A 22,874-nucleotide genomic window follows, 5' to 3' on the forward strand; every position below is an offset into this window, starting at 1 on the left:
CATTAGAGAGTGACGGTGACGCTGCGGAATTTGCGCTGCTCGGGCGGCGCCTCCTTGCACGGCACGCCGCCGGTCTTTTCGTCGCCGTCGTCGCTCAACAGCTGGAACGATTTGCCGTCGGCCAGCGAGAACAGGCCTTCGGGACGCAGGCCTTTGCCGATGCTGGTCGCCAGCACGGCCGGCGCCGCGCCGGTCGACGGCGACCACTTGTACAGCTTGAAGACGCCTTCGGAGTCCTGCGGCCCGGCGACGATCAGGAACGCCTTCAATTTGTCGGCGTAGTCGATGCTGCGGATGCCCAGGCCGTCGAGCGGCAGTTCGATCGGCGGGCCGAACACCGGCGCCTTGGCCGCCGCGCCGATCGCCAGTACCTCGTTCGGATTTTTCAAGGTCAGCACCAGCGCCTTGCCGTTGACCACGGGGCTGCGCAGCCCGATCAGCAGATGGCCTTCCGGCGTCGCCGCCAGGCCTTCGATATTCAGCCCGCCTTCATCCTCGGGCGAGATTTGCGCCGCCTCGTGCAGCCGGTATTTTTGGAACGGCGGATACTCGGCGATGGCGTCGAGCAGGCCGGTGAAGGGAGTGCCGGCGACCGTCAAGGTCAGGTCGTCGCCCTTGCCGCCGATGTCGGTGGCGAAGAGCTGGCGCCGCTCCGGCCGGGCGCGCGCTTTCTTGTTGGCGCCGTGCGAGGCGATCCAGTAAATCCGCTTGCCGATCAGGGCCGCGCCTTCGATGTCGGCCTCGCGCAGCTTTTCGCCGGGAATGCGCAACTGGTCCGACAGGTCGAAGGTTTGCACCGGCGCGCCCGAGCGGTCGCTGCGGTAGATGCGCAGGATATTGTCCTCGTCGTTGGCGACGACGAAATGCTCGTCGTCGACGGCGATGCCGGCCGAGGCGTCGCACATGCCGTAATGCTCCAGCGGCGCCTTGGCGGACGCGCCGGGCAGGGCCAGCAGGCCGGCGAGCGCGAAGGCGACTTTTTTTGGATTGACCATCTTATTCTCCTGAATGTCAGTATCGGGCCGGTGGCGAAAAGGTCGGTGGCCGCGCCATATTTGCTATGCTAGCGTCTTTCCGCGTTCCGGTGCCGCAGCGCTGGCGGCGGAGCCTATTTACGGAGTAGCCGATATGGTCTCGTTACAAGAGCAGTTTTTGAAAGCCGGCCTGGTCGACAAGACCAAGGTCAAACTGGCCAACCAGGAAAAGAGCAAGCAAAAGAAGGTGGAGCGCCGCACCGGCGAGCAGACCGTCGATGAAGCGCGCATCGCCGCGCTGGAAGTGCAGCGCAAGAACGCCGAGCGCGCGCGCGAAGCGAACGCCCAGCGCGACGCCGCCGCCAACCAGAAGGCGATCGTCGCGCAGATCGCGCAGATGGTGCGGCAGAACCGCCAGGACAAGGGTAAGGGCGACATTCCTTACAACTTCACGCATGGCACCAAGATCGAGCGGATCTTCGTGTCGCCGGCCGTGCGCGAACATCTGGTCGCGGGGCGGCTGGTGATCGTGGTGATGAACGGTGTGGTGGAACTGGTGCCGCGCGTGATCGCCGACAAGATCGCCGAGCGCGACGCCTCGCTGGTGGTGCGGGTCAACAAATCCAGCACCCAGGTCGACGAGGACGACCCGTACGCCGCGTTCCAGATCCCCGACGATTTGATGTGGTAAAAATCCTGGGTCAGGTCCACCATTGCTACACGACCCCGGCCGTAAGGCCCGGTAGCGCTCAGCTCGTGTAGCAATGGTGGACCTGACCCCGGAGTTGAACTCGGGAATTACTCCGAGACGATGATGCGCCAGCGCCAGGGTTTGATGACGGCCTGGCCTTCGTCGCCGGCCAGCTTGTACTTCTGTAGCACGCCGGTCGGGTTGACGATGACCTGCACCGTGTTCTTGCCCTGCTGGCGGCGGAACGCGAACAGCTGGTCGTTGATCACGTCGAGCACCTGCATCGTGCCGCCGGCCTTGCCGTTCCATAGCGCCGGGTTCTGCTTCTTCAGCTGGTTCAGGCCCGCGTAGAAGCCTTCCAGCTCGGTGGTCTTCCAGTCGATGGCGTCCTTCTCGAAGAATGCCAGTTTTTTCTCCAGCTTCGCTTCCTGGCCGTTGTACACCAGCGGCATGCCGGGCAGGGTGTAGCTCAGCACCGCCATCGCGCCGGCTGCGGGACCGTACAAATCCTTGTCCGTTCCTTGCCACGAGTTGATGTCGTGGTTGCTGGTGAACTGCAGCCGGTAGGCGTCGCGCCCATAGCTTTTCGCCGGGTTGGCGACATACGCTTTGAGCTCGGCGGCGCCGGCCTGGCCCTTGCCGATTTTTTGCATGATGCCGTTCAGCTGCCAGTCGTAGCTGGCGTCGAACGCGCGCGCGTGCAGCGCCGGGTCGTCCGCTTCCGCCAGCATGAACACGGGCTTGATCTTGTCCAGCTTTGCGCGCGCCTGCTCCCAGAATTCGGTCGGCACCATGCCGGCGGCGTCGGCGCGGAAGCCGTCGATACCGGCTTCACGCACCCAGAACGCCATCGCGTCCGTCATGGCCGCCCACAGCGCCTTGTTGCCGTAGTCCAGGCCGACGACGTCGGCCCATTCCTCGGTGGCGCCGCTGTCGTTCTTGAAGCTGACGGCGTGGAGCTCGCCCTTGTCGTTCTTCTTGTACCAGTCGGCGTGCTCGCCGGTCCATGGGTGGTCCCAGGCGGTATGGTTGCCCACCCAGTCCAGGATCACGTGCATGCCCAGGCCGTGCGCCTGTTTGACCATGCGCCGCAGGTCGTCCATGCTGCCGAACTCCGGGCTGACGGCCTTGTAGTCCTTCACCGCGTAGTAGCTGCCCAGCGCGCCCTTGCGGTTCTTTTCGCCGATCGGGTGGATTGGCATCAGCCAGATCACGTCCACGCCCATTTGCTTGAGGCGCGGCAGCGTGGCGGCGAAGGCGTTCAACGTGCCTTCCTTGCTGTACTGGCGAAGATTGACTTCGTAGATGTTCGCACTGCGTGTCCATGCCGGATGTTTGACGCTGGCGGTGACGGTCGTTGGTGCGATTTTCTGCGCGCTCGCGTGCAGCGGCGCTCCGAGGGCGCAAATCAGCGCTGCCAGCGGCAGCAAGGTGGCAAGTCGTTTCAATGTCACTCCTTTTTGAGCGTGCGTTCGAACAGTTGATAGATGCGGCGGTATTGGTCGTACCAGCTTTCGGCATGCACGTAGGCGTGGCGCTCCAGCGGGTAGGAAGCCAGTTCCCAGTTGTCCTTTTTCAGTTCGATGAAGCGCTGCGCCATGCGCACCGAGTCCTGATAAAACACGTTATCGTCGATCATGCCGTGCGCGATCAGCAGGTGGCCTTTGAGCTTGTCGGCGTATTCGATCGGCGAGGACACCTTGTACGCTTCCGGGTCCAGCTCCGGCGTGTTGAGGATGTTGGCGGTGTACTCGTGGTTGTAGGTGGTCCAGTCGGTGACGGGGCGCAGCGCGGCGCCTGCCTTGAACTGGTCCGGCGCCCGCAGCAGCGCCATGAAGGTCATGAAGCCGCCGTAGCTGCCGCCGTAGATGCCGACGTTTTTCGCGTCGCCCTGGTGGTTGGCCACCATCCAGTTCAAGCCGTCGATGTAGTCCTCAAGCTCCGGATGCCCCATCTGGCGGTAGATCGCGGTGCGCCAGTTGCGGCCGTAGCCGAGCGATGCGCGATAGTCCATGTCCAGCACGATGTAGCCATTTTCCACCAGCAGGTTGTGGAACATCTGTTCGCGGAAGTAGACAGGGAAGCGCTGCGTGACGTTTTGCAGATAGCCGGCGCCGTGCACGAACATCACGACCGGATATTTTTTTCCCGGCTCCAGCGTGGCCGGACGATACAGCTTGGCCCATACCGGATCGGCGCCGTGCGTCGACGGCACCGCGACGATTTGCGGCGTGATCCACTCGCGCGCCTTGTAGTCGGCGTTGCGGGTGTCGGTCAGTTGTTTGGCGGCGCCGCCGCTGCTATCGACAGTGGCGATTTGCGCCGGCATGTAGGCGGTCGAGTAGCGCACCAGCAGCTTGCGGCCGTCCGGCGACAAGGTGAAACTCTCCACGCCGCCCAACGACGTCAGTTCCTTCAGCGCGCCATTGCCTGTGGCGCTGGAGCAGACCTCGTAGGTGCCTGGCAGCTTGGGGTTGCACATGAAGTAGGCGGTCTTGCCGTCGGCCGACCATTCGACGTTGCTCGCTTCCCATTTGCCCGAGGTGAGCGCGCGCGACGCCGAGCCCGCGGCGGCGGGTTGCAGGTAGATGTGGGCGTAGCCGCTTTCCTCGGACTGGTACCACAAGGTGCTGTTGTCCGGCTGCCAGCCGAAGCCGTTGCCACGGTTGTTGACCCAGGCGGCGTCCGTCAGGCGGTGCACCGGCTGCAGCTTGGCGCCGGCCAGATCGACGGTGGCGATCCAGCGGTCCTTGTTGTCGATTGCCTGCGCCATCACGGCCACCTGCTTGCCGTTGTCGCTCCAGCGGATCGATTCGTCGCGGCTTTCGAAGCGCACGCCGCGATTGCCCTTCAGCGGATCGAGCTTGCGCGCGGCGCGCATCTCGGCCAGCGGATCGACATTGATGCCGGGCAGGGTGTCGAACGACAGTTCGGTCACCTTGCGCGTGGCCAGTTCGATCAGCTTCAGTTGCTGCGGCTGCGGGCCTTCGTCGCTGACGCGTTTGCGCTCGTCGTCGGTCTCCTCGTAGCCCGATTCCGTCACGTACTTCGGCATTTTGCCGACGCGGCGCTTGTCGCCGTCCTTGGCGCTGGTGACCACCAGCAGATAGCGGCCGTCCGGCGACAATGCGCTCGTTTCGATGACGACCTTCTCGCCCAGGTAGACCGGCTGCGGGGCGCGGGTGGCGTCGGCGCCGCGCTCCTGGTTGCGGCGGTCGCGCAGGGCGTCGCGCTCCTCCTTCTGGCGCGCTAGGGTCGAGAGCAGGCGCAGTTGCAAGTCGCGGCGCGCGCTGGCGTCGGGCGCGGCGTCCGGGTCCTTGGCGGTGCGCAGCACGGCCACCGGCGACACCAGGCGCTCGGCGCGGCTCCAGCTGAACCAGTCGCTGCCCACGCGGAACTGCACGCCGGCGCCGTCGGCGGTGTATTGCGGATCGGCGGCCGGCGTGGTGCCGCGCAGGATTTGTGTCAGCGCGCCGCTTTTCAAGTCACGTTCGAACAGGTCGCCGTTGCGCAGCAAGATCGCGCGGGTGTGATCGCGGTTGTAGACCGGATCGGGATTGTCGAGGTTTGCCAGCTGCTTGTCGTCCACCAGTTTGGCAGCGCCGGCGGCGATCTGAAAGGTGTCGCGCAGCGGCGAACCGGCGCGCTTTTGCTTGAAGTAGACCTGGCGGCTGTCCCAGCCCCACCATGCCGATTCGACCGGGTTGCCGATCCAGTCGGGATTGGCCATGGCCTGGTCCAGCGTGATCGGTGTGGGAGTGGCATTGGCCGCGTGGGCTGCTAACGTCGTCAGCGCCGCAAAGCTGGCGGCCAACGTGGTGGAGAATGGCAGGACAAAACGCATGGATGGTTCGCTTTGAAGTTGGGTGAACGGGAGCGCCGGATTGCGACGCGTCCACGATTATAGTGGACCGCAACGCTTAATCGGTAGCGCCTGCCGCACAGGCAACGCGCATGGCTGCGTCGCAAATGCTCGCGATAGCGGGCTATCGCTGCGCTTTACGCCTTGCCCCTGCACGCCGCCTGCGCGTCCTTCGCTCCCAATTAAACGTTGCAGTCCACTACCCGAACAGTCAGTTGCGGGCCATCTTGTCCCTGAGGCCGTCCTTGGCGTCCGGGCCGCCGCGCCGTGGCGCCATGCGCAGCGCCAGCATCAGGAGCAGCCCCGCCGCCAGGTACATGCCGATCAGCGCGGCGAGCATGGCGGCGCTGTCGCCCCAGGCCAGCACGCGCGCGCTCATGACCGGGCCGAAGGCGCCGCCCATCATGGCCAGGCCGCCCACCAGCGCGATGCCGGTGGCCGCGCGTTGGCGGTTCAGCAGATCGGTGAGGATGGCCACCAGCAGCGGCAGCGCCGACGAGATGCCCAGCGACGCCAGCGACAGGCCGGCCAGCGACCACGCCAGGCCATTGTCGGCGGCGATGGCCAGACCGAGGCCGCCGGCGGCCAGCACCATGCAAGCGATGAAGTGGCCGCGCCGTTCGCGCCGGCGGTCCGAGTCGTAGCCGATGGCGATCATGCCGACGATGCCGACGATGGCGGGTATCGCCGCCAGCAGGCCCGGTTGCAGCGGGCCGCCCGCGCCCCAGCGCTGCATCAGCGCCGGTACCCAGTGCGCCAGCGCGTAGCTGGCGCCGGCCAACATCAGGTTGGCGAGCGCCAGCAGGCAGATGGCCGGATCGCGCAGCAGCGACCAGATGATGGCGAAGGCCGACGGCGGTTCGTCCCCGTCGTCCTCGTCCTCGTCGATGCCGGCGGCCTTGGCCAGCGCGGTTTCATCGCGGTTCAAATCCTGCCTGACCATCTGCTGTTCGAAACCCGATAACCATTTGGCATCGTCGGGATGGTCGTCGAGATAGAAGTAGGCGGCGATGCCGAGCAGCACGGCCGGCAGGCCTTGCGCCAGCAGCAGCCATTGCCAGCCCTGCATGCCGCTGTGCAGATGCAGCGCCTGTTGCATGGCGCCCGACAGCGGCCCGGCGACGATGCCGCCGATCAGCGTGGCCGACGCGAAGACGGCGAACACGCGCGCGCGCCGCGCGGCCGGATACCAGTAGGTCAGATACAGGATCACGCCGGGGAAGAAGCCCGCTTCGCACATGCCGAGCAGGAAGCGGATCGTATAGTACTCGAGCGGCGTGCGCACGAAGGCGCCGGCGGCGGTGGCCGCGCCCCAGCCGAGCATCATGCGCAGCAGGATTTTGCGCGTGCCGAGTTTTTCCAGCAGCAGATTGCAAGGCACGGCGAACAGCGCGTAGGCGAAGAAGAACACGCCGGCGCCCCAGGCGAAGACGTGGTTGCCGAAGGCGAGGCTGTCCTGGATGTGGCGCTGCGCGAGGTCGACGTTGACGCGGTCGATGTAGGCGACCACGCAGCACAGCATCAGCAGCGGCAGCAGGCGCCAGCTGATCTTGCGGTAGATTGCATCCATGCCGGCGGCGCCGCGCAGGTGCAGGAGCGTGGCGCCATGGTTCACGATGCGGGGGCAAGAGTGGTCTGCATGTAGCCGATATTAGCCGTGCCTAAATTCTTAGGCAAGCGTTTGGCGCAATGGGGAACTCAAAACAACAAAGGATGTGCTGGCGCACCATTATGGTACGTCGATGGCACGTCGGAGGCGCGTAGGGCGGATTAGGCGGAACGCCGTAATCGGCCATCTGTGAGCCGCCGGCGGCGCATAGATGGCCGATTACGCTGCGCTAATCCGCCCTACGTGGTTCCAAGGTGGTGCGGCCTTCCGGGCCGGGTTCTGCGGGGTTAAACCCGCGCGGCGCCGGCGCCCATCGCGCGGGCGTTGTAGTTCATGGTGCCGAGGTTGCGGCGGGGCCGCAGCTCGGGCTTGGTGGCGGCGTCGCCGTCTTCCTGCGCCAGGAACTGGGTGCCGATCTCGAACCACTCGTCGCTGGAAATGACCTTTTGCGCCAGCGGCAGCAGTTCCTGTTCCTCCTTGTCCAGGCGCTTGAGCAGATTCTGGCAATACAGGTCGATTGTGCGGCACAGGAATTTGCCTTGCGAGGCGCTGCGGCGCATCGCCCGGCGCAGGCATTTGTGCACGGCGTTGAGCATGGCGCTGCCCAGCCGGCTGAGCGTCTCGAGGTCGTTCATCAGCGCGGTGCAATTGGAATCGGCCGCGCGCACGGCGGGCATCAGGCAGGCTTCGACCTTGCGCTGGTGGCGCGCTTCGGCAAAGCTGGTCAGCTCCTTGAGCTGGGACTCGATGAACACAGGGTCGATCTCCTGTGGACGGCGCGCGATCGACTGCACATGCTGCAGCAGCCGCGAGATGAAGTGGCGTTCTTTTTTTTGTTCGATGGAGAGTGTCAGTAGGACATAAGTGGCAGTTAGCATAACGTTTCCCGTATTCGTCTGACTTCGGCTGCGCGGCAAGCGAGGAATGCTCTGCGGCCAGCGCGGCCAGTGGGTTTACCTTAGCGCCGAGCCCAGCTCATTCAACGTCGATTTACAATTGTTCACAACTAGTTAAAAAGCAATAATTGTGCTGCAATAATAAGTCTCAACTTCGAAGATTACCGGCGGGGAAAACGCGTTATACACATGCCATGCCGGTGATTACTGATGCGTACTCTACCTGACTGAGTGGGAAATTATGCACCCATTTTCTTGAACCGTGTAGGCGTTTACGAGTCACTATCAAAAAAAGTTTTGTATCAAACCGCGCCTTGTGCGGCGCGGCTTCCTCTGTTGCGTCGCAGCGATTTCAGGCGGCCAGCGGCGCGCCCAGGTAGGCGCCGCGCGGGGCGCCCAGGCCCTGCTTGACCTGCTTGCTGATGTCGTCGACCAGCACCTCGTCATCGCCGTTTTCCAGCGCGGCGACGATGATGCGCGCGACCTCCGCCGGCGCGGTTTTCTGCGCCTCGATGCCGGCCACCATGTCGGTGTCCATGTAACCCATGTGGGCCGCCAGCACCTGGGTTTTTTGTGCTTGCAGTTCGCCGCGCAAGCCGTTGGTCAACGCCCATGCCGCCGCCTTGGACACGCTATAGGTGCCGGTGCCCGGCATGCTGATCCAGGCCAGCGCCGACAACACGTTGATGACGGCGCCGCCACCGTTGTTCTTGAGCGCCGGTGCGAAAGCCTGGCTCAGCGCCATCGGGCCGAAGAAGTTGGTGTCCAGTTCTTGTTGCATCACTTGCAAGGCGTTGGGCGCGGTCAGATCCGTGCCGCTGAAGATGCCGGCGTTATTGATCAGAATCGTGAGGTCGGGAATGGCTTGCGCGGCGGCGGCGATGTCGGCCGCGTCGGTCACGTCCAGCTTGATCGGTGTGACGCCGGGCAGGGTGACCGATGCCGCATTGCGCGCGCCGCCATAGACCTTGCGGGCGCCGGCTTTGACGGCAGCTTCGGCCAGGGCTTTGCCCAGGCCGCGATTGGCGCCGGTGACGAGGACGACGGAGTCTTTGAAGTTCATGATGATACCTTTCGATGTAAATACGGTTTGAGAGTGCAGCTTGCAATATGACCGGTCATCTTAAAACCGGAGAAAAAAAACGATCACACGACAATGTGGTTCAGCACCATGTCGACGAAACGGTCCAGCGGCGCCCGGTCTTTTTCGGCCTTGGCGCGCAATACAGCCCCTTGCCAGGCGTCGGCGGTGAAATTGGCCAGCTCCCCGGCCGGCTGCCCGCTGGCGATGCTGCCGTCGCGCTGCCCTTGCGCGATGACTTCTTCCAGCATCGCGCTCATGGACGCGAACGACTGCCGCGCCGTGTGCCGGATCGCCGGACTCTGGTTCGACAGCTCGGTGCTGAAATTGCCCAGCATGCAGCCGGCGTTGAATTCCGACGCTACGTTGGATTCGACCAGCTTTCCAAAATAGCCGCGCAGCCATTCCCGTGGCGGCGGCGACGACTCGCCCAGCAGGGCGCCGATCTGCCCGGCCTGTTGCGCATAGCGCTGCAACACCTCCACGCCCAGCTCTTCCTTGCTGGTGAAGTGGTTGTAGAACGAACCCTTCGGCACCCCGGCCGCCTCGGTGATGTCTTGCACACTGGTGGCGTTGAAACCCTTGCTGTGAAGCAGGGTCATTCCGGCGGCGACGATTTGTTCTTTGACGTTAGGTTTGGGCATGCGTCTAATATGACCGGTCGTCTTAAAAAAGTCAAGCGTTGTTTCGCGGGGAGTTACTTATTGTTTGATAGACAATGCTGAATGCCAACTATATAGTTAGGGTACCGATGGTGAATATAGGTTATCTACTGTGCGTACCAAAGCCAAGGTTTTGAACGGATTGCTATTGCTGTCTTTGATGCCGCCGGGCGCGCCATCGTTCGCGCAGACGGCGCCCCTGGACATGACGGTGTGCGTGTTCGACGAACCGTTTTCGCCGATGACGTTTCCGGACGGCTGCGGCCAGGCGCTGGAATTGTTGCGGCGCGCCTCGGCGCTGCAGCCGGTGGCGATCCGCCAGCTGGTGGCACCCCGTTCCCAGTGCATGAACCGCCTGCGCAGCGGCGAGGTCGACGCCATGCTGGCCGCCTTCACGCCCGAGCGCGCCGCTTACGGCGCCTATCCGATGAAGGGCGCGCAGCCCGATCCCGGCCGCGGCGTCGGCGAGTTGTCCTTCGCCGTCTCCCGCCGGCGGGGCGGCACGGTGGCCTGGGACGGCCGGCGCTTCATCGGCCTGGGCCGCCAACCGGTGGGCACGCAACCGGATCTGCTGCACATGCCCATGCTGCGCGAGATGGACATCGTGGTCGACGACAGCGCTTCCAGCGTGGACCAGGTGTTCGCCAAACTGGCGGGCAAGCGGGTGGCGGCGGTCGTGACCGAGCGCGAGGAGGGCGGCGAGTTGATCGCGCGCAAGTACCGGGGGCAGATCGAAATGCTGCCTGCGCCGTTCCAGAAGACGCCGATCTACCTGACCGTCAACAAGGCCTTTTACCAAAAGAATCAGGCGCAAATCGAGGCTTACTGGCAGGCCATCGCCCAGGCGCGCCATACGCCCGCCTTCCGCCGTTTCATCGACGAGTTCCCCAAGCACCGGTAGTCCGCGCTAAAGTTGCGTAAAGTAACAGTTTACTTGCCGTGGCGCGAACTTGGTATGATGGTCGACGACCGGCCACCAGCCGGTATTTTTCTATAACGTCGGAGATCCCCGAATGAGATTACCCCTGCTGCTGCTTGGGACCGCTGTTGCGGCCTCCAGCGCCATGGCCGCGCCGCGCGGCTTCACCGTGGAAGACCTGGTCAAGATGGAACGGGTCGGAAGCCCCGCGCTGTCGCCGGACGCCACCCGCGTCGTCTACACCGTGCGTTCCACCAATATGGATAAAAACCGCGGCAACACGCAATTGTGGATGCTGGACCTGCGCGCGCCCAAGGCCGCGCCGGTGCGCCTGACCCAGGCCGACGCCGGCAGCACCGATCCCGAATGGTCGCCCAACGGCGACGCCGTTTATTTCCTGTCGGCCCGTTCCGGCTCGTCGCAGGTATGGCGGCTGCCGCTGGCCGGCGGCGAGGCGGCCAGGGTCACCGACCTGCCGCTGGACGTCGATAACTTCCGCCTGTCGCCGCAGGGCGACCGCCTGGCGCTGAGCCTGGCCGTGTTCCGCGATTGCGCCGACCTGGCCTGCACCAAATCGCGCCTGGACGCCAAGGCCAAGGACAAGGCCAGCGGCAAGCTCTATGACAAGCTGTTCGTGCGCCACTGGGATACCTGGGCGGACGGGCGCAACAACGTGCTGTACTCGGCGCCTATCGACGCCACGGGCAAGGTCAGCGCGCAGCCGGTCAGCCTGAGCGGCGCGCTCGACGGCGACGTGCCGTCCAAGCCGTTCGGCGACCGCGACGAGTACCGCTTCAGCCCCGACGGCAAGACGGTGGTGTTCGCCGCGCGCATCGCCGGCAAGACCGAGGCGTGGTCGACCAACTTCGACGTCTACACGGTGCCGGCCACCGGCGGCGCGCCGGTCAACCTGAGCGCCGACAACCAGGCCTGGGACACCAAGGCCAGCTACTCGCCCGACGGCAAGACGCTGGCCTACCTGGCGATGGACAAGCCGACCTTCGAGGCCGACCGCTTCCATCTGGTGCTGGTCGATGTGGCCAGCGGCAAGAAGCGCACCGTCGCCGACAGCTGGGATCGTTCGATCGCCGACTACCGCTGGACGCCGGACGGCAAGGCGCTGCTGGCCACCGCCGACGACATCGGCCAGCATCCGCTGTTCCGCATCGACGCCGCCAGCGGCAAGGTCGCCAAGCTGACCGGCAACGGCTACGTCAGCGGCTTCGACGTCGCGCGCGACACCATCGTCATGGCGCAGGCCAGCCTGTCGTCGGGCGCGCAGCTGTACAAATTCAAGCTCGGCGGCAGCGGCGACAAGGCCACCCAGCTGACCGAGGTGAACGCGGCCGCGCTGGCCGACGTCAAGTTCGGCGAGTTCGAGCAATTCTCGTTCGCCGGCGCCAACGGCGAGACCGTCTACGGCCACGTCATGAAGCCGTGGGACGCCAAGCCCGGCGTCAAGTATCCGATCGCCTTCCTGGTGCACGGCGGCCCGCAGGGCAGCTTCGGCAACTCGTGGAGCTACCGCTGGAATCCGCAGGTGTACGCCGGCGCCGGCTATGCCACCGTGTTCATCGACTTCCACGGTTCGACCGGCTACGGCCAGAAGTTCACCGATTCGATCAGCGGCGACTGGGGCGGCAAGCCGCTGGAGGACTTGCAGAAGGGCCTGGCGGCGGCGGTGCAAAAATTCCCGTGGCTGGACCGCGAGCGCAGCTGCGCGCTGGGCGCGTCGTACGGCGGCTTCATGATGAACTGGATCGAAGGCAACTGGTCCGACGGCTTCAAGTGCATCGTCAACCATGACGGCGTGTTCGACACGCGCGGCATGGCCTACGCCACCGAGGAGCTGTGGTTCACCGAGTGGGAAAACGGCGGCCCGTATTACGACGTGCCGGAAATGCACGAGAAGTTCAACCCGGCGCTGCAGGTGAAGAAGTGGAAGACGCCGATGCTGGTGGTGCAGGGCGATCTGGATTTCCGGATTCCGACCTCGCAGGGGCTGGGCACGTTCACGGCGCTGCAGCGCCAGGGTATTCCGAGCAAGCTGCTGGTGTTCCCGGATGAGAACCATTGGGTGTTGAAGCCGGCGAACTCGGTGCTGTGGCATCACACGGTGATCGATTGGTTGGATGCTTATCTGAAGAAGTAATCGTGCTTTGTGCGTGATCCGGCGGGGCCGCTGGCGGCTCTTGGCGGATTACGCTGCGCTAATCCGCCCTACGTGTTTCCTCGTGAGATTTAACGCCCGCTGTCATTGCGGGCGTTTCCATATTTGAGAATGTTAAAATGAAAAAAAGTTTGATCGTCCTGGCGTTGCTGCTCGCTTATGGCGCCGCCATTGCCGCACCCACCACCTCCGCGCCGCGCGCCGAGAACGCCTATCTGTCGCAAGAGGACGCCGCCGCCCGTTCGGCGCGCGTCGGCAATGTCGACTACACGCTCGAGTTCGCGCTGACGGGCAAGGAAACCTTCTCCGGCACCACCACCTTAACGTTCGACCTGAGCGACGCGGCGCAACCGCTCACCATCGACCTCGACAAGGCGACCATCGCCAGCCTGACCGTCAACGGCAAGGCCGTCACGCCGCAATACAACCAATGGTTCATCACGCTCGCGCCGCAGGACCTGAAGGCCGGCCGCAACACGGTCGCCATCGCCTACACGCGCTTGCACAGCACCAACGGCGAGGGCCTGCACCGCATGGTCGATCCGGTCGACGGCCGCGTCTACACGTACTCGCACTTCGAGCCGGCCGCCGCGCACCAGATGTTCGCGCTGTTCGACCAGCCGGACCTGAAGGGTACCTTCCAGGTGACCGTCACCACCCCGGCCGACTGGGTGGTGTCGTCGACGATGCGCGAATCCGGCGTGACCGACGTCGACGGCGGCAAGCGCTGGACCTTCCCGCGCAGCAAAAAGCTCAGCCCGTACAACTTCTCGATGCACGCCGGCCCGTACAAGGTGTGGGAGGACAACAGCGGCCCATATCCGATGCGCCTGTTCGCGCGCCAGTCGGTGGCGGCGCAGGTCTCGCCCAAGGATTGGTTCGGCTATACCAGCCGCGGCCTGAAATTCTTCGACCAGTACTTCGGCGTGCCCTACCAGTTCGAGAAATACGACCAGCTGCTGGTGCCGGACTTCCTGTACGGCGCGATGGAAAACGCCGCCGCGATCACCTTCGCCGAACGGGCCTTCCTGCACCAGGATGAGATGACGGCGGCGCAGCGCGAGAGCCTGGCCGGGGTCATCATGCACGAGATGGCGCACCAATGGTTCGGCGACCTGGTGACGATGAAATGGTGGAACGGCCTGTGGCTCAACGAGAGCTTCGCCTCCTTCATGGGCACCCTGGCCACGGCCGAGGCCACCGAGTTCACCCACGCCTGGCAGAGTTTCTATTCCAACGCCAAGCAGAACGCCTACACACAGGACCAGCGCGTCACCACGCACCCGATCGAAACGCCGGTGCCGTCGACCGCCAACGCCTTCGACAATATCGACGCCATCACCTATTCGAAGGGCGCGTCGACCTTGAAGCAACTGCGCCACCTGCTGGGCGAGGAGGTATTCCGCCAGGGCGTGCACAACTACCTGGTCAAGTATTCCTACCAGAACGCCAAGCTCGACGACTTCATCGGCAGCCTGGCCCAGGCCGCCAACCGCGACCTCGGTCCATGGACCAGGGAATGGTTGTACGAGCCGGGCGTGAACACCATCGCCGCCGAGTTCAGCTGCTCCGGCGGCAAGATCAAATCGTTCAGCCTGCATCAGAGCGCGCCGAGCGCGGCCATGCCGACCCTGCGCGAGCAGCGCGTGCAGATCGGCCTGTTCAACCTGGGCAAGGACGGCATGTCGCTCAGCAAGAACCTGGCCGTGACCTACAAGGGCGCCGCCACCGCCGTGCCCGAACTCGAGGGCGCGGCCTGTCCCGACCTGGTGTATCCGAACTACCAGGACTGGGGCTACGCCAAAGTGGCGTTGGATAAGAAGTCGTTCGCCACCGCGCAGGCCGGGCTGAACAAGGTCGACGATCCGCTGCTGCGCTCGATGCTGTGGCAAAGCCTGTGGGACAGCGTGCGGGACGGCAAGCTGCCGCTCAATGCCTTCCTGGGCACCGTACTGGCCCAGGCGCCGGGCGAGAAGGATTACACCTTGCTGGGCAATATCCTCGCCAAGGTGGCGCAGTCCAGGGCCTATCTCGACAATATGGGGCCGCAGGCGGCCGCGTACCGGGCGAAGGTGGGCGGGCAGTTGGAACAGATGGCGTTCGCGGCCACCGGCGCCGCCAGCGCCGACAAGAACTTCCAGCGTCGCTGGTTCGCCACGTTTGTCGACGTGGCCAGCAGCCAGCGGGCGCTGGCGCAACTGGCCGACATCCTCGGCGGCAAGCTGGTGGTGCCTGGCCTGAACGTCAGCCAGGACGTGCGCTGGGATATCGTCGAACGCTTGAACCGGTTCGCCTACCCGGGCAGCGAGGCTTTGGTGGCGGCCGAGCAGGAACGCGACAAATCCGATAGCGGACAGGCCGCCGCGCTGGCCGCGCGCGTGATCCGTCCGGACGCCAAGGTCAAGGCCGAGTGGCTGGCCACCATCGGCGATCTGCAAACCAAATTGCCGTTCTCAAAGATCCGTCAGGCGATGGAGGTCATGTATCCGGCCGGCCAGGGCGCGCTCAGCGAGCTCAGCGCGGAGCGGCGTTTGGCCACGCTGGGGCAGGTCGACAAGGCCGCCGGCCCGGTCTTCATGCGTTCCTACGCGGACACGATGATACCGGCCAGTTGCACGCCGGCCAGCGTGGCCCGTCTGCAGGCGGCAATTGTTAAATTGCCGGACTTGTCGACCGGCACTAAACGTTCTCTTTTGGTAAGGCATCAGGAAGATGAGCGCTGCGTTGCTATCAAGAAAGCAATGACAGTATTTTAATTGCCGCTCGCGTTATTCGGAAAAGCCAGCCATGCGCTGGCTTTTTTTTGGTCCAGGCGCTTTGCCGGAGGATAGGTGCGACAAGCGCGGACGTAGCGTGAAAATGCCGGAATTTACTTCCTTTCCCTAACTTTTAACGAACTGAATGGTTGCGATTCGGACGTTCTTGTTTTGTAAAAGAACAACACAAAAGTGATCAAAACCGCACAATTTTATGACGGCGCGATGACATTGGTTTCATAGCGGAAGCAAGATTTTATTTGGTAATTTATTACTGTTAATGAACAATAATTATTAATCTCAAGTTACTCAAATTGTGTTGTTTGTTTATATTCATTGTTACCTACAAAAAGTAGACAAGGGTCCAGCGGGCGATCGGTCCGGCGGACCACGGGGCCATTACTTTCATCAAAAGGGCAGTGAAATGAACCACTTGAAGCAAGCGCATTTGAAAAAAATAACCGGCGCCGCCCTCGGCGCCCTTGCGCTGATGAGCGCCACTCCGGCCATGGCCGCCGTGATCGATTTCGAATCGATCGGCCCGTCGATCTACGGCGGCACCGAGACCCTGGGCGAGAACGGCTACACGATGACCGTGATCGATACGCCGGCCGCCGGTCCGGACGGCACCGGTCTTGCCGGCGCCATCGGCAACGGCAGCGACCCGTATCTGTGCGCCATCGCCGCCTGCCCGACCGGCAACGCCAGCCATTTCTACATGGGTCTCAATGACGGCAGCCTGAAGGTGGCGCGCGGCGACAACGCCGCCTTCCAAGTGTCGAGCATCGACTACGCCTTCCTGGCACCGGTCGGCGGCCTGCCCAGCTATTCGTGGGGGCAGCTGACCCTGCTGGGCACGCGCGCCGACGGCGGCACCATTTCGGTCGCCTACGATTTCCCCTTGCTCGACGCGCTGGGCAGTTCGCCCTTCGTCACCAACACGCTGACGGCCTTCGGCAACGTCAGCCTGAGCAGCCTGGTCATCAGTTCCTGCCTGTTCGACGGCGTCGGCGGCTGCTACAGCCCGTTGCCGGGCGCGGAAAACCAGGCGCAGTTCGCCTTCGACAACCTCAACATCAATGCCGTGGGTCCGGTCGCACCCGTGCCGGAGCCGGAAACCTACGCGATGATGGGCCTCGGCCTGGGCCTGGTGGGCCTGCTGTCGCGCCGCCGCGCCAAGGCGGGAGCCAAAGCCGCCGCCGCCTCGATCAACGCCTGAGCAAGGAACACCCCACATGAAACTCCGTCCTATTTCCGCCGCCGTCCTGCTGCTGGCCGCCGCCCTGACGAGCGCCGGCCCGGCCAACGCCGAGTCCGTGCGCCGCTCCTACATCGTGCAACTGACCGACAAGCCGGTCGCCACCTACACCGGCCAAGTCGCCGGCCTGGCCGCGACGATGCCCGCCCAGGGCCAGCGCCTCAATGTCGACGCCGCCGCCGTGCAGACCTACATCAACTACCTCGACACCAAGCAGAGCGCGGTCATCAACACCATCGGCGCCGCCGAGATCACCCATAAATACGACGTCGTCTTCAACGGCTTCGCCGCCATGCTGACCGACGACGAAGTGCGCGCGCTCAAGAAAAACAGCGGCGTGGCCGCCATCACCGCCGACTCCATGATGCAGCTCGACACCAGCTACACGCCAAGCTTCCTCGGCCTGGACAAACCCGGCGGCCTGTGGGAACAGCTCGGCGGCAAGGGCGCCTCGGGCGAGAACATCATCGTTGGCATCGTCGATAGCGGCATCTGGCCGGAGAACCCGAGCTATGCCGACCGCGTGGACGGCAACGGCAACCCGAGCCACAGCGGCTCGACCGTGGTCTACGATGCGCCGCCGGCCACCTGGAAGGGCACGTGCGACACCGGCGAGGGCTTCAGCGTGGCCGATTGCAACAACAAGCTGATCGGCGCGCGCTACTTCAAGCAGGCCGGCCAGCAACTGCACTGGACCGAATTCCTGTCCGCGCGTGATTCGGTGGCCGGCACCGAGGGCCATGGCGGCCACGGCAGCCACACCGCCAGCACGGCGGCGGGCAACGCGGGCGTGACCGCGCTGACCAACGGCTTGAACCTGGGCAAGGTCAGCGGCATGGCGCCGCGCGCCCGCATCGCCGCCTACAAGGTGTGCTGGACCGACGCCGCCACCGGCAAGAACGGCTGCGCGCCGTCCAACAGCGTGGCCGCCATCAACCAGGCGGTCAAGGATGGCGTCAACGTCATCAACTTCTCGATCGGTTCGAGCGCCGGCGGCGGCTCGTTCGCCGACGCCACCGAACAGGCCTTCCTGGGCGCGACCGCCGCCGGCGTGTTCGTCTCCACCTCGGCCGGCAACCAGGGCCCCACCGCGACGGCGCCGGCGCCGGCGGGCCACATCAGCCCGTGGCTGGCCTCGGTCGGCAACTCGACCCACAACCGCATCTACCTGGCCGACGCCGTGACCGGCAGCGGCGCGACCTTGACCGGCGCATCGAGCAACGCCAACACGCCGACCTCGCCGCTGGTGCTGGCCAAGGACGCCGGCCTGCCGGGCGCCGATCCCCTCCAATTGGACCGTTGCTTCGGCGCGACCGACGCCGTGGCGCCGCTGCTGGACCCGGCCAAGGTCGCCGGCAAGATCGTGGTGTGCGACCGTGGCGGCAACGTGCTGGTCAACAAGAGCGCCAACGCCAAGGTGGCCGGCGCGGTCGGCGTGGTCATCGCCAACGTCGAAGGCGGCGCGACGACCATCATCAACCAGGCGCACACGATCTCGACGGTGCACATCGTCAAGGAAAACACCGCCGTCCTGAAGAGCTACATCGCCGCCAATCCGGCCACGGCGGTTGCCTCGCTGGGCAACTTGCGCGCCACCTTCGATGCGTCGGTCCAGGCGCCGATCATGTCGGGCCAGTCCTCGCGCGGTCCGAACGTGGCCAACGCCAACATCCTCAAGCCGGACATGGCGGCGCCGGGCACCGACATCCTGGCCGCCGTCACCGCCGACCTGACGCGCGAACAGCGCGACGCCGTCGCCGCCGGTTCGCCGTCGCCTGTGTCGGACTGGGCCTTCTACAGCGGTACCTCGATGGCCTCGCCGCACGTGGTCGGCGTGGCCGCGCTGCTCAAGCAGCTGCATCCGACCTGGACGCCGTCGGCCATCAAGTCGGCGCTGATGACCAGCGCGACCGACACCTTCAGCGACGGCCTGACCAGCAAGGTCGCCTGGGACAGCAGCGCCACCAACGCCGGCATGCTGCCTTGGGGCCAGGGCGCCGGCCACATCGCGCCGAACTCGGCGGCCGATCCCGGCCTGGTGTACGACATCGCGCCGAACGACTACGCGCGCTTCCTGTGCGGCCAGGGCTTGATCTACACCACCGCCCAGTGCACCACGTTGGGCGGCGCCATCGCCGCGTACAACCTGAACCTGGCCTCGCTGACGGCCTCCAACGTGCTCGGCACCTTGAGCATGACGCGCACCGTCACCAACGTCGGCAACACCACCGCGACCTACAACGCCACGGCCTCGCTGCCGGGCTTCACGGTCTCGGTGCAGCCGTCCACCCTGGTGCTGGCGGCCGGCGCGAAAGCCAGCTTCACCGTCAAGCTGACCCGCACCAGCGCCCCGCTCGACACTTGGGCTTATGGCGCGCTGACCTGGAAAGACGGCATCCATGTCGTGCGTAGCCCGCTGACGGCGCGCGGCACCGGCCTGTCGGCCCCTGCCAGCGTCTACAGCGAGGCGGCCACCGGCAGCAAGGTCGTCACGGTCGGCACCGGCTTTGCCGGCGCCATGAGCGCGGTCAAGGGCGGCCTGCTGCCGGCCACCCGCGACACGCGCGGCATCGCCACCGCCAATACCAACCTGAGCAACGCGGCGCTGTGCCAGGCCGGCGCCGCGACCGGCGTCAACCTGCATCCGGTGACGATCCCGGCGGGTACCTTGCTGGCGCGCTTCTCGCTGTTCGATACGGACACCACCGGCGCCGTCCCCGGCGACTCGGACCTGGACCTGATCGTCATGCGCGGCAACACGCCTATCCTCAGCAGCGGCGGCGACACGGCCAACGAAACGATCCAGATGGTGGCCCCGGCCGCCGGCGATTACAACGTCTGCGTGATCGGCTTCCGGCCGAACGGCGGCCAAGCCACTTACGCGTTGTCGAGCTGGGTGGTGCAGCCTTCGACGGGCGGCAACTTCAAGGTGGTTCTGCCAAGCTCTGCCACGGTGGGCGGCACGGCCAGCGTGGGCATGAGCTGGTCAGGTTTGGCGCCTGGCGTGCGCCATGTCGGCGTGGTCAACTATCTGCTGGGCGGCGTCAAGCAGGGCGCGACGGTGATCGATGTCGATACCACCGATCCGTTGCCGCTGTTTAAGAACTCGCGCACCAAGGAGACGCTGGCGTTCTAAGCGTTTAGTGTGGAGGTGAAAAACCCGCGAGGCTTGTTGGGCTCGCGGGTTTTTTTGTTTTTTTGGCGCTTGATCGACTGGTGGCGGCGCTTGCATGGCCGATTACGCTGCGCTCTCAAAGCCTACCGGCCAGGTAGGCTGTCTCTTCGATGGGCCCCCGGGGCGGATTGGCGGGCCTCGCCCGCTAATCCGCCCTGCGTGGATCCGTGGTGTTTCCGGGGGAGGTGGCGTTGAGCGTGCATTGGCCGGCGCGGCAGCTGGCGCCGGGGTCGCTGACCATCGAGCAGGTCGACATCATCTGCTCGCGCTCGTCGTCGGCGCGGCGCGCGGCGGCGTGCTGGTCGATCAGCGCCTTGAGCGCGGCGCCGTCGCTGTTTTTGCTCGACCAGGCCATGTAGCGCTCGGGGCCGCCGCAGGCCTTTGAGCCGAAGCCTATCGTGTGGCATTGGCTTTGCGTGTCGCAACTGGTGTCGGCGTTGGCGGCCTGGATTTTCTTCCACAGCTGTTCGGTCTTGCTGGCTGTCGGCGTGGCAGGCGTGGCCGGCGGTGCGCTGCCGCAGGCGCTGGCGGCCAGCATCAACAGGCTTGCCGTGGCAAGACGAAGGGAGCGGCAGTGGAGAGGAATTTTCATCATTTCATCATGATCCAATCGCCGCCGCTTTACAAGGGCTCGCTCAATCGTGCTTTGCGCGCCACGCCGTCGGGGCCGAACAGGATGACGAATTCGGCGTAGGCGGGGCCGTTGCCTTCGGGCTTAGCCTTTGGATATTGGTAGCGCCAGACCTGGTAGCCGCTGTCGAAGCGCGCCGTGGTGGCCGGGCCCAGCGCGGCGCGCATTTGCGCCGTGGTGCGGTGGCTGTCGGCGATGGGCACCGTGCCGGCGCCTGGCGCGTCGTCCATGTAGTCGAATGCCACCAGGGTATCGTCGGACCAGCGGCGGTCCCATACCGGCGCGTAGTAGCTGCGGTCGAGCAAGACTTGGCAATCGCAGAAGGGCAGGGTGTCCGGCGTTTGCGTGCCGCCCGCGTACAGCATGGAAAACGGCACTGTTTCTGTGCGGGCGCCGTCGCGCAGCGTGACGCCGAACAGCGGCCGCTCGGCGAAGAACAGGTAGTTGCCGTCGGCGGAAGCGCAGACCCGGTCGGGATCGGTGAGCAGTTCGCCCAGCCAGGCGAACACGTTGGCGTTGTTCGACAGCAGGCCCGCCTCGACGCCGACCTGGCATTCGAGCCGCAGGTCGCCGAGGCGGCGCATGCCGGGCGGCACGTTGGGGCTGCGCACCTGCGCGCGCCAGGTCAAGGTGCTGGTCTTGCTGCTGGCGATCAGCGCCGCGTCTTCGCGCAGCGCCTGACTATCGCGGTCGAGGGTGAAGGTATGGTCGGGGGCGACGGGAACGGGCAGCGCGACGGTGTCGCCGACCACCCGCAAGGTGATGCCGTCGAGCCGCGTGGTGGGCAGGCGCGGCAGCAACTTGAAGCGCAAGCTGGCCTGCGGCGCCAGCGCCCGGTTGCGCTCGAAACGCTCCATGCCGGCGACCATCTTGCGGTAGGACTTGTCGACCGGATCGCGGGTGGCCGTGACGGTCACCTTGAGCGGTGCATCCTGGCTGGCTGCGGCGCCGGCATCGCCGGCCAGCGCAGCCAGCAGCAGGCAACCAAGCAAATGACACAGCAAATAAAGGTGCGGGGCATTCGGCAATATCTTCTCCGACAACATGGCACTCCATGTTAACCCCGACCTTCATTCGGCGGCGCACCGCCAACGGTGCGCGTTGCCGCGCCATTACTGGTGTTCGAGCTTCCAGGTGCCCGATGCGGTGCCCGCGGACCAGACGCCGGAGATGGTGAATAGCGATTCGAAGGCGCCGCTGAAGCTCGCGCCTTTGACACCGTTGACGGTCAGGTAGAAAGTGCCTTTGCCGTTGACGTCGATGTCGCCGTGAACGCTGAACAGGCCGTCGCCGCAGTCTGCGTCCAGTTTGCCGGCGAGGCTTACTGCCCCGGCGCACTTGCCGCTGTAGGTGCCCGAGTAGGCGCCTGCCCATGGGCCGGCGAAGCGTTCGATATTCAGATTCTTGCGCCCTTGTTTCGCGCTGGCGTAGCCGATCAGTTCCCCGCTTGTAACGATGCGCAATTTATTGCCGTCGTTCATAGTCTGGATGTTCTGGTTGACGTACTTGACCATTTGATGGGTAACCGCGTCCCACCAAACCGTGTTCTCGACAGTTTCTGTGAAATTCTCGTACTTCATGCTGGTGGGCGTCTGTACGATCTTGACGGTATTGAAGGTGCCGGCGCTCAGCACAATCGTTTCCAGCCCGGTTACTTTGTTGCTGCTTTTTATTTCGTTTCCAGAACTGCAGTCACCCACATAGCTTCTGGTTGAGATCAGGGTCCATTCGCTGCCGACCGTTAAATCTTTCGGGATGTCGTAGACGACCGGGGTGTAGGTACTGGTGCAGCGTGCGCTTTTGGTCGCCGTCAGCGCGCCGTCAGAACGGTGGTGCCATTCCATCCGGGACGCTTGGATAGCATCGATGTCAATCTCCACCCAAGAGCCGTCGTTATTGACCTTGCTTATCGCGTATGCAAAAAAACGCGTGTAATCCGGCGTTGCTGGCAAAGGCTTGTCGCCCGCGCTGGAACTGACGGACATCCGGTACGAATAAAAATCACCGGCCGTCGGTACGATATCGACCACAGGACGGGTGTCGACCACTGGGGCGGGCGCGCTAGGGGGGGGGGCGCTCGAGCCGCCGCCGCCGCAAGCGGAAAGGATGGAGGCGATGGCGAGCAATATGGTGAGACGTTTCATGATGACCTTGGCTCGCAGGCCAGCGGGACGCCGGCTCAAAAAGGCA

16 protein-coding genes are annotated in these 22,874 nt (G+C 64.7%); 6 read left to right on the plus strand and 10 right to left on the minus strand.

Features of this window, described 5'->3' with window-relative positions; all coding sequences use genetic code 11:
* Positions 1-2: 2 nt before the first annotated feature.
* Positions 3-995, minus strand: a complete 993-nt coding sequence (locus tag AC07P1_RS26600) for a DUF3616 domain-containing protein (RefSeq protein ID WP_494698664.1) — start codon at positions 993-995, stop codon at positions 3-5.
* Positions 996-1,128: 133 nt separating this feature from the next.
* Here AC07P1_RS26600 and AC07P1_RS26605 point away from each other — a divergent pair, with 133 nt between their 5' ends.
* Complete coding sequence (locus AC07P1_RS26605) at positions 1,129-1,665, plus strand: DUF2058 domain-containing protein (RefSeq protein WP_494698665.1); 537 nt, start codon at positions 1,129-1,131, stop codon at positions 1,663-1,665.
* Between the two features lie 107 nt (positions 1,666-1,772).
* On the opposite strand, the gene AC07P1_RS26610 is transcribed toward AC07P1_RS26605, so the two are convergent.
* The 6 genes from AC07P1_RS26610 to AC07P1_RS26635 form a co-directional block, all read right to left on the minus strand.
* Complete coding sequence (locus AC07P1_RS26610) at positions 1,773-3,113, minus strand: alpha-amylase family glycosyl hydrolase (protein ID WP_494698666.1); 1,341 nt, start codon at positions 3,111-3,113, stop codon at positions 1,773-1,775.
* Positions 3,114-3,115: 2 nt separating this feature from the next.
* The gene (locus AC07P1_RS26615) at positions 3,116-5,509 is read right to left on the minus strand and encodes a S9 family peptidase (protein ID WP_494698667.1); all 2,394 of its coding nucleotides are present in this window, start codon (positions 5,507-5,509) and stop codon (positions 3,116-3,118) included.
* Positions 5,510-5,738: 229 nt separating this feature from the next.
* Complete coding sequence (locus AC07P1_RS26620) at positions 5,739-7,097, minus strand: MFS transporter (protein ID WP_494698668.1); 1,359 nt, start codon at positions 7,095-7,097, stop codon at positions 5,739-5,741.
* Between the two features lie 326 nt (positions 7,098-7,423).
* A complete protein-coding gene (locus tag AC07P1_RS26625) occupies positions 7,424-8,014 on the minus strand; it encodes a hypothetical protein (protein WP_494698669.1) in 591 nt (196 codons plus the stop codon).
* 370 nt (positions 8,015-8,384) lie between these two features.
* A complete protein-coding gene (locus AC07P1_RS26630; RefSeq protein ID WP_494698670.1) occupies positions 8,385-9,095 on the minus strand; it encodes an SDR family oxidoreductase in 711 nt (236 codons plus the stop codon).
* An 83-nt stretch (positions 9,096-9,178) separates the two neighbouring features.
* Entirely contained in the window at positions 9,179-9,757 is a 579-nt protein-coding gene (locus tag AC07P1_RS26635) for a TetR/AcrR family transcriptional regulator (RefSeq protein WP_494698671.1), read from the minus strand.
* A gap of 130 nt (positions 9,758-9,887) precedes the next feature.
* On the opposite strand from AC07P1_RS26635, the gene AC07P1_RS26640 reads away from it, so the two are divergent.
* From AC07P1_RS26640 to AC07P1_RS26660, 5 genes are all read left to right on the plus strand, one after another.
* Positions 9,888-10,676 carry a hypothetical protein gene (locus AC07P1_RS26640; RefSeq protein ID WP_494698672.1) on the plus strand — a complete coding sequence of 263 codons (789 nt, stop codon included), beginning with the start codon at positions 9,888-9,890 and terminating at the stop codon, positions 10,674-10,676.
* Positions 10,677-10,788: 112 nt separating this feature from the next.
* Positions 10,789-12,846: a prolyl oligopeptidase family serine peptidase gene (locus AC07P1_RS26645; protein ID WP_494698673.1), complete on the plus strand. Its 2,058-nt coding sequence runs from the start codon at positions 10,789-10,791 to the stop codon at positions 12,844-12,846.
* Between the two features lie 137 nt (positions 12,847-12,983).
* The gene (pepN, locus tag AC07P1_RS26650; RefSeq protein WP_494698674.1) at positions 12,984-15,620 is read left to right on the plus strand and encodes an aminopeptidase N; all 2,637 of its coding nucleotides are present in this window, start codon (positions 12,984-12,986) and stop codon (positions 15,618-15,620) included.
* A 448-nt stretch (positions 15,621-16,068) separates the two neighbouring features.
* Positions 16,069-16,839: an NF038120 family PEP-CTERM protein gene (locus tag AC07P1_RS26655; protein WP_494698675.1), complete on the plus strand. Its 771-nt coding sequence runs from the start codon at positions 16,069-16,071 to the stop codon at positions 16,837-16,839.
* A 16-nt stretch (positions 16,840-16,855) separates the two neighbouring features.
* Entirely contained in the window at positions 16,856-20,014 is a 3,159-nt protein-coding gene (locus tag AC07P1_RS26660; RefSeq protein WP_494698676.1) for a S8 family peptidase, read from the plus strand.
* A gap of 184 nt (positions 20,015-20,198) precedes the next feature.
* Here AC07P1_RS26660 and AC07P1_RS26665 read toward each other — a convergent pair whose 3' ends face one another.
* From AC07P1_RS26665 to AC07P1_RS26675, 3 genes are all read right to left on the minus strand, one after another.
* Complete coding sequence (locus tag AC07P1_RS26665) at positions 20,199-20,645, minus strand: hypothetical protein (protein WP_494698677.1); 447 nt, start codon at positions 20,643-20,645, stop codon at positions 20,199-20,201.
* A gap of 29 nt (positions 20,646-20,674) precedes the next feature.
* Complete coding sequence (locus tag AC07P1_RS26670) at positions 20,675-21,712, minus strand: hypothetical protein (protein ID WP_494698678.1); 1,038 nt, start codon at positions 21,710-21,712, stop codon at positions 20,675-20,677.
* Between the two features lie 84 nt (positions 21,713-21,796).
* Entirely contained in the window at positions 21,797-22,828 is a 1,032-nt protein-coding gene (locus AC07P1_RS26675; RefSeq protein WP_494698679.1) for a hypothetical protein, read from the minus strand.
* Between the last annotated feature and the right edge of the window lie 46 nt (positions 22,829-22,874).

The sequence above is a fragment of the Duganella sp. GW821-FHT07F09 genome (assembly GCF_059418705.1).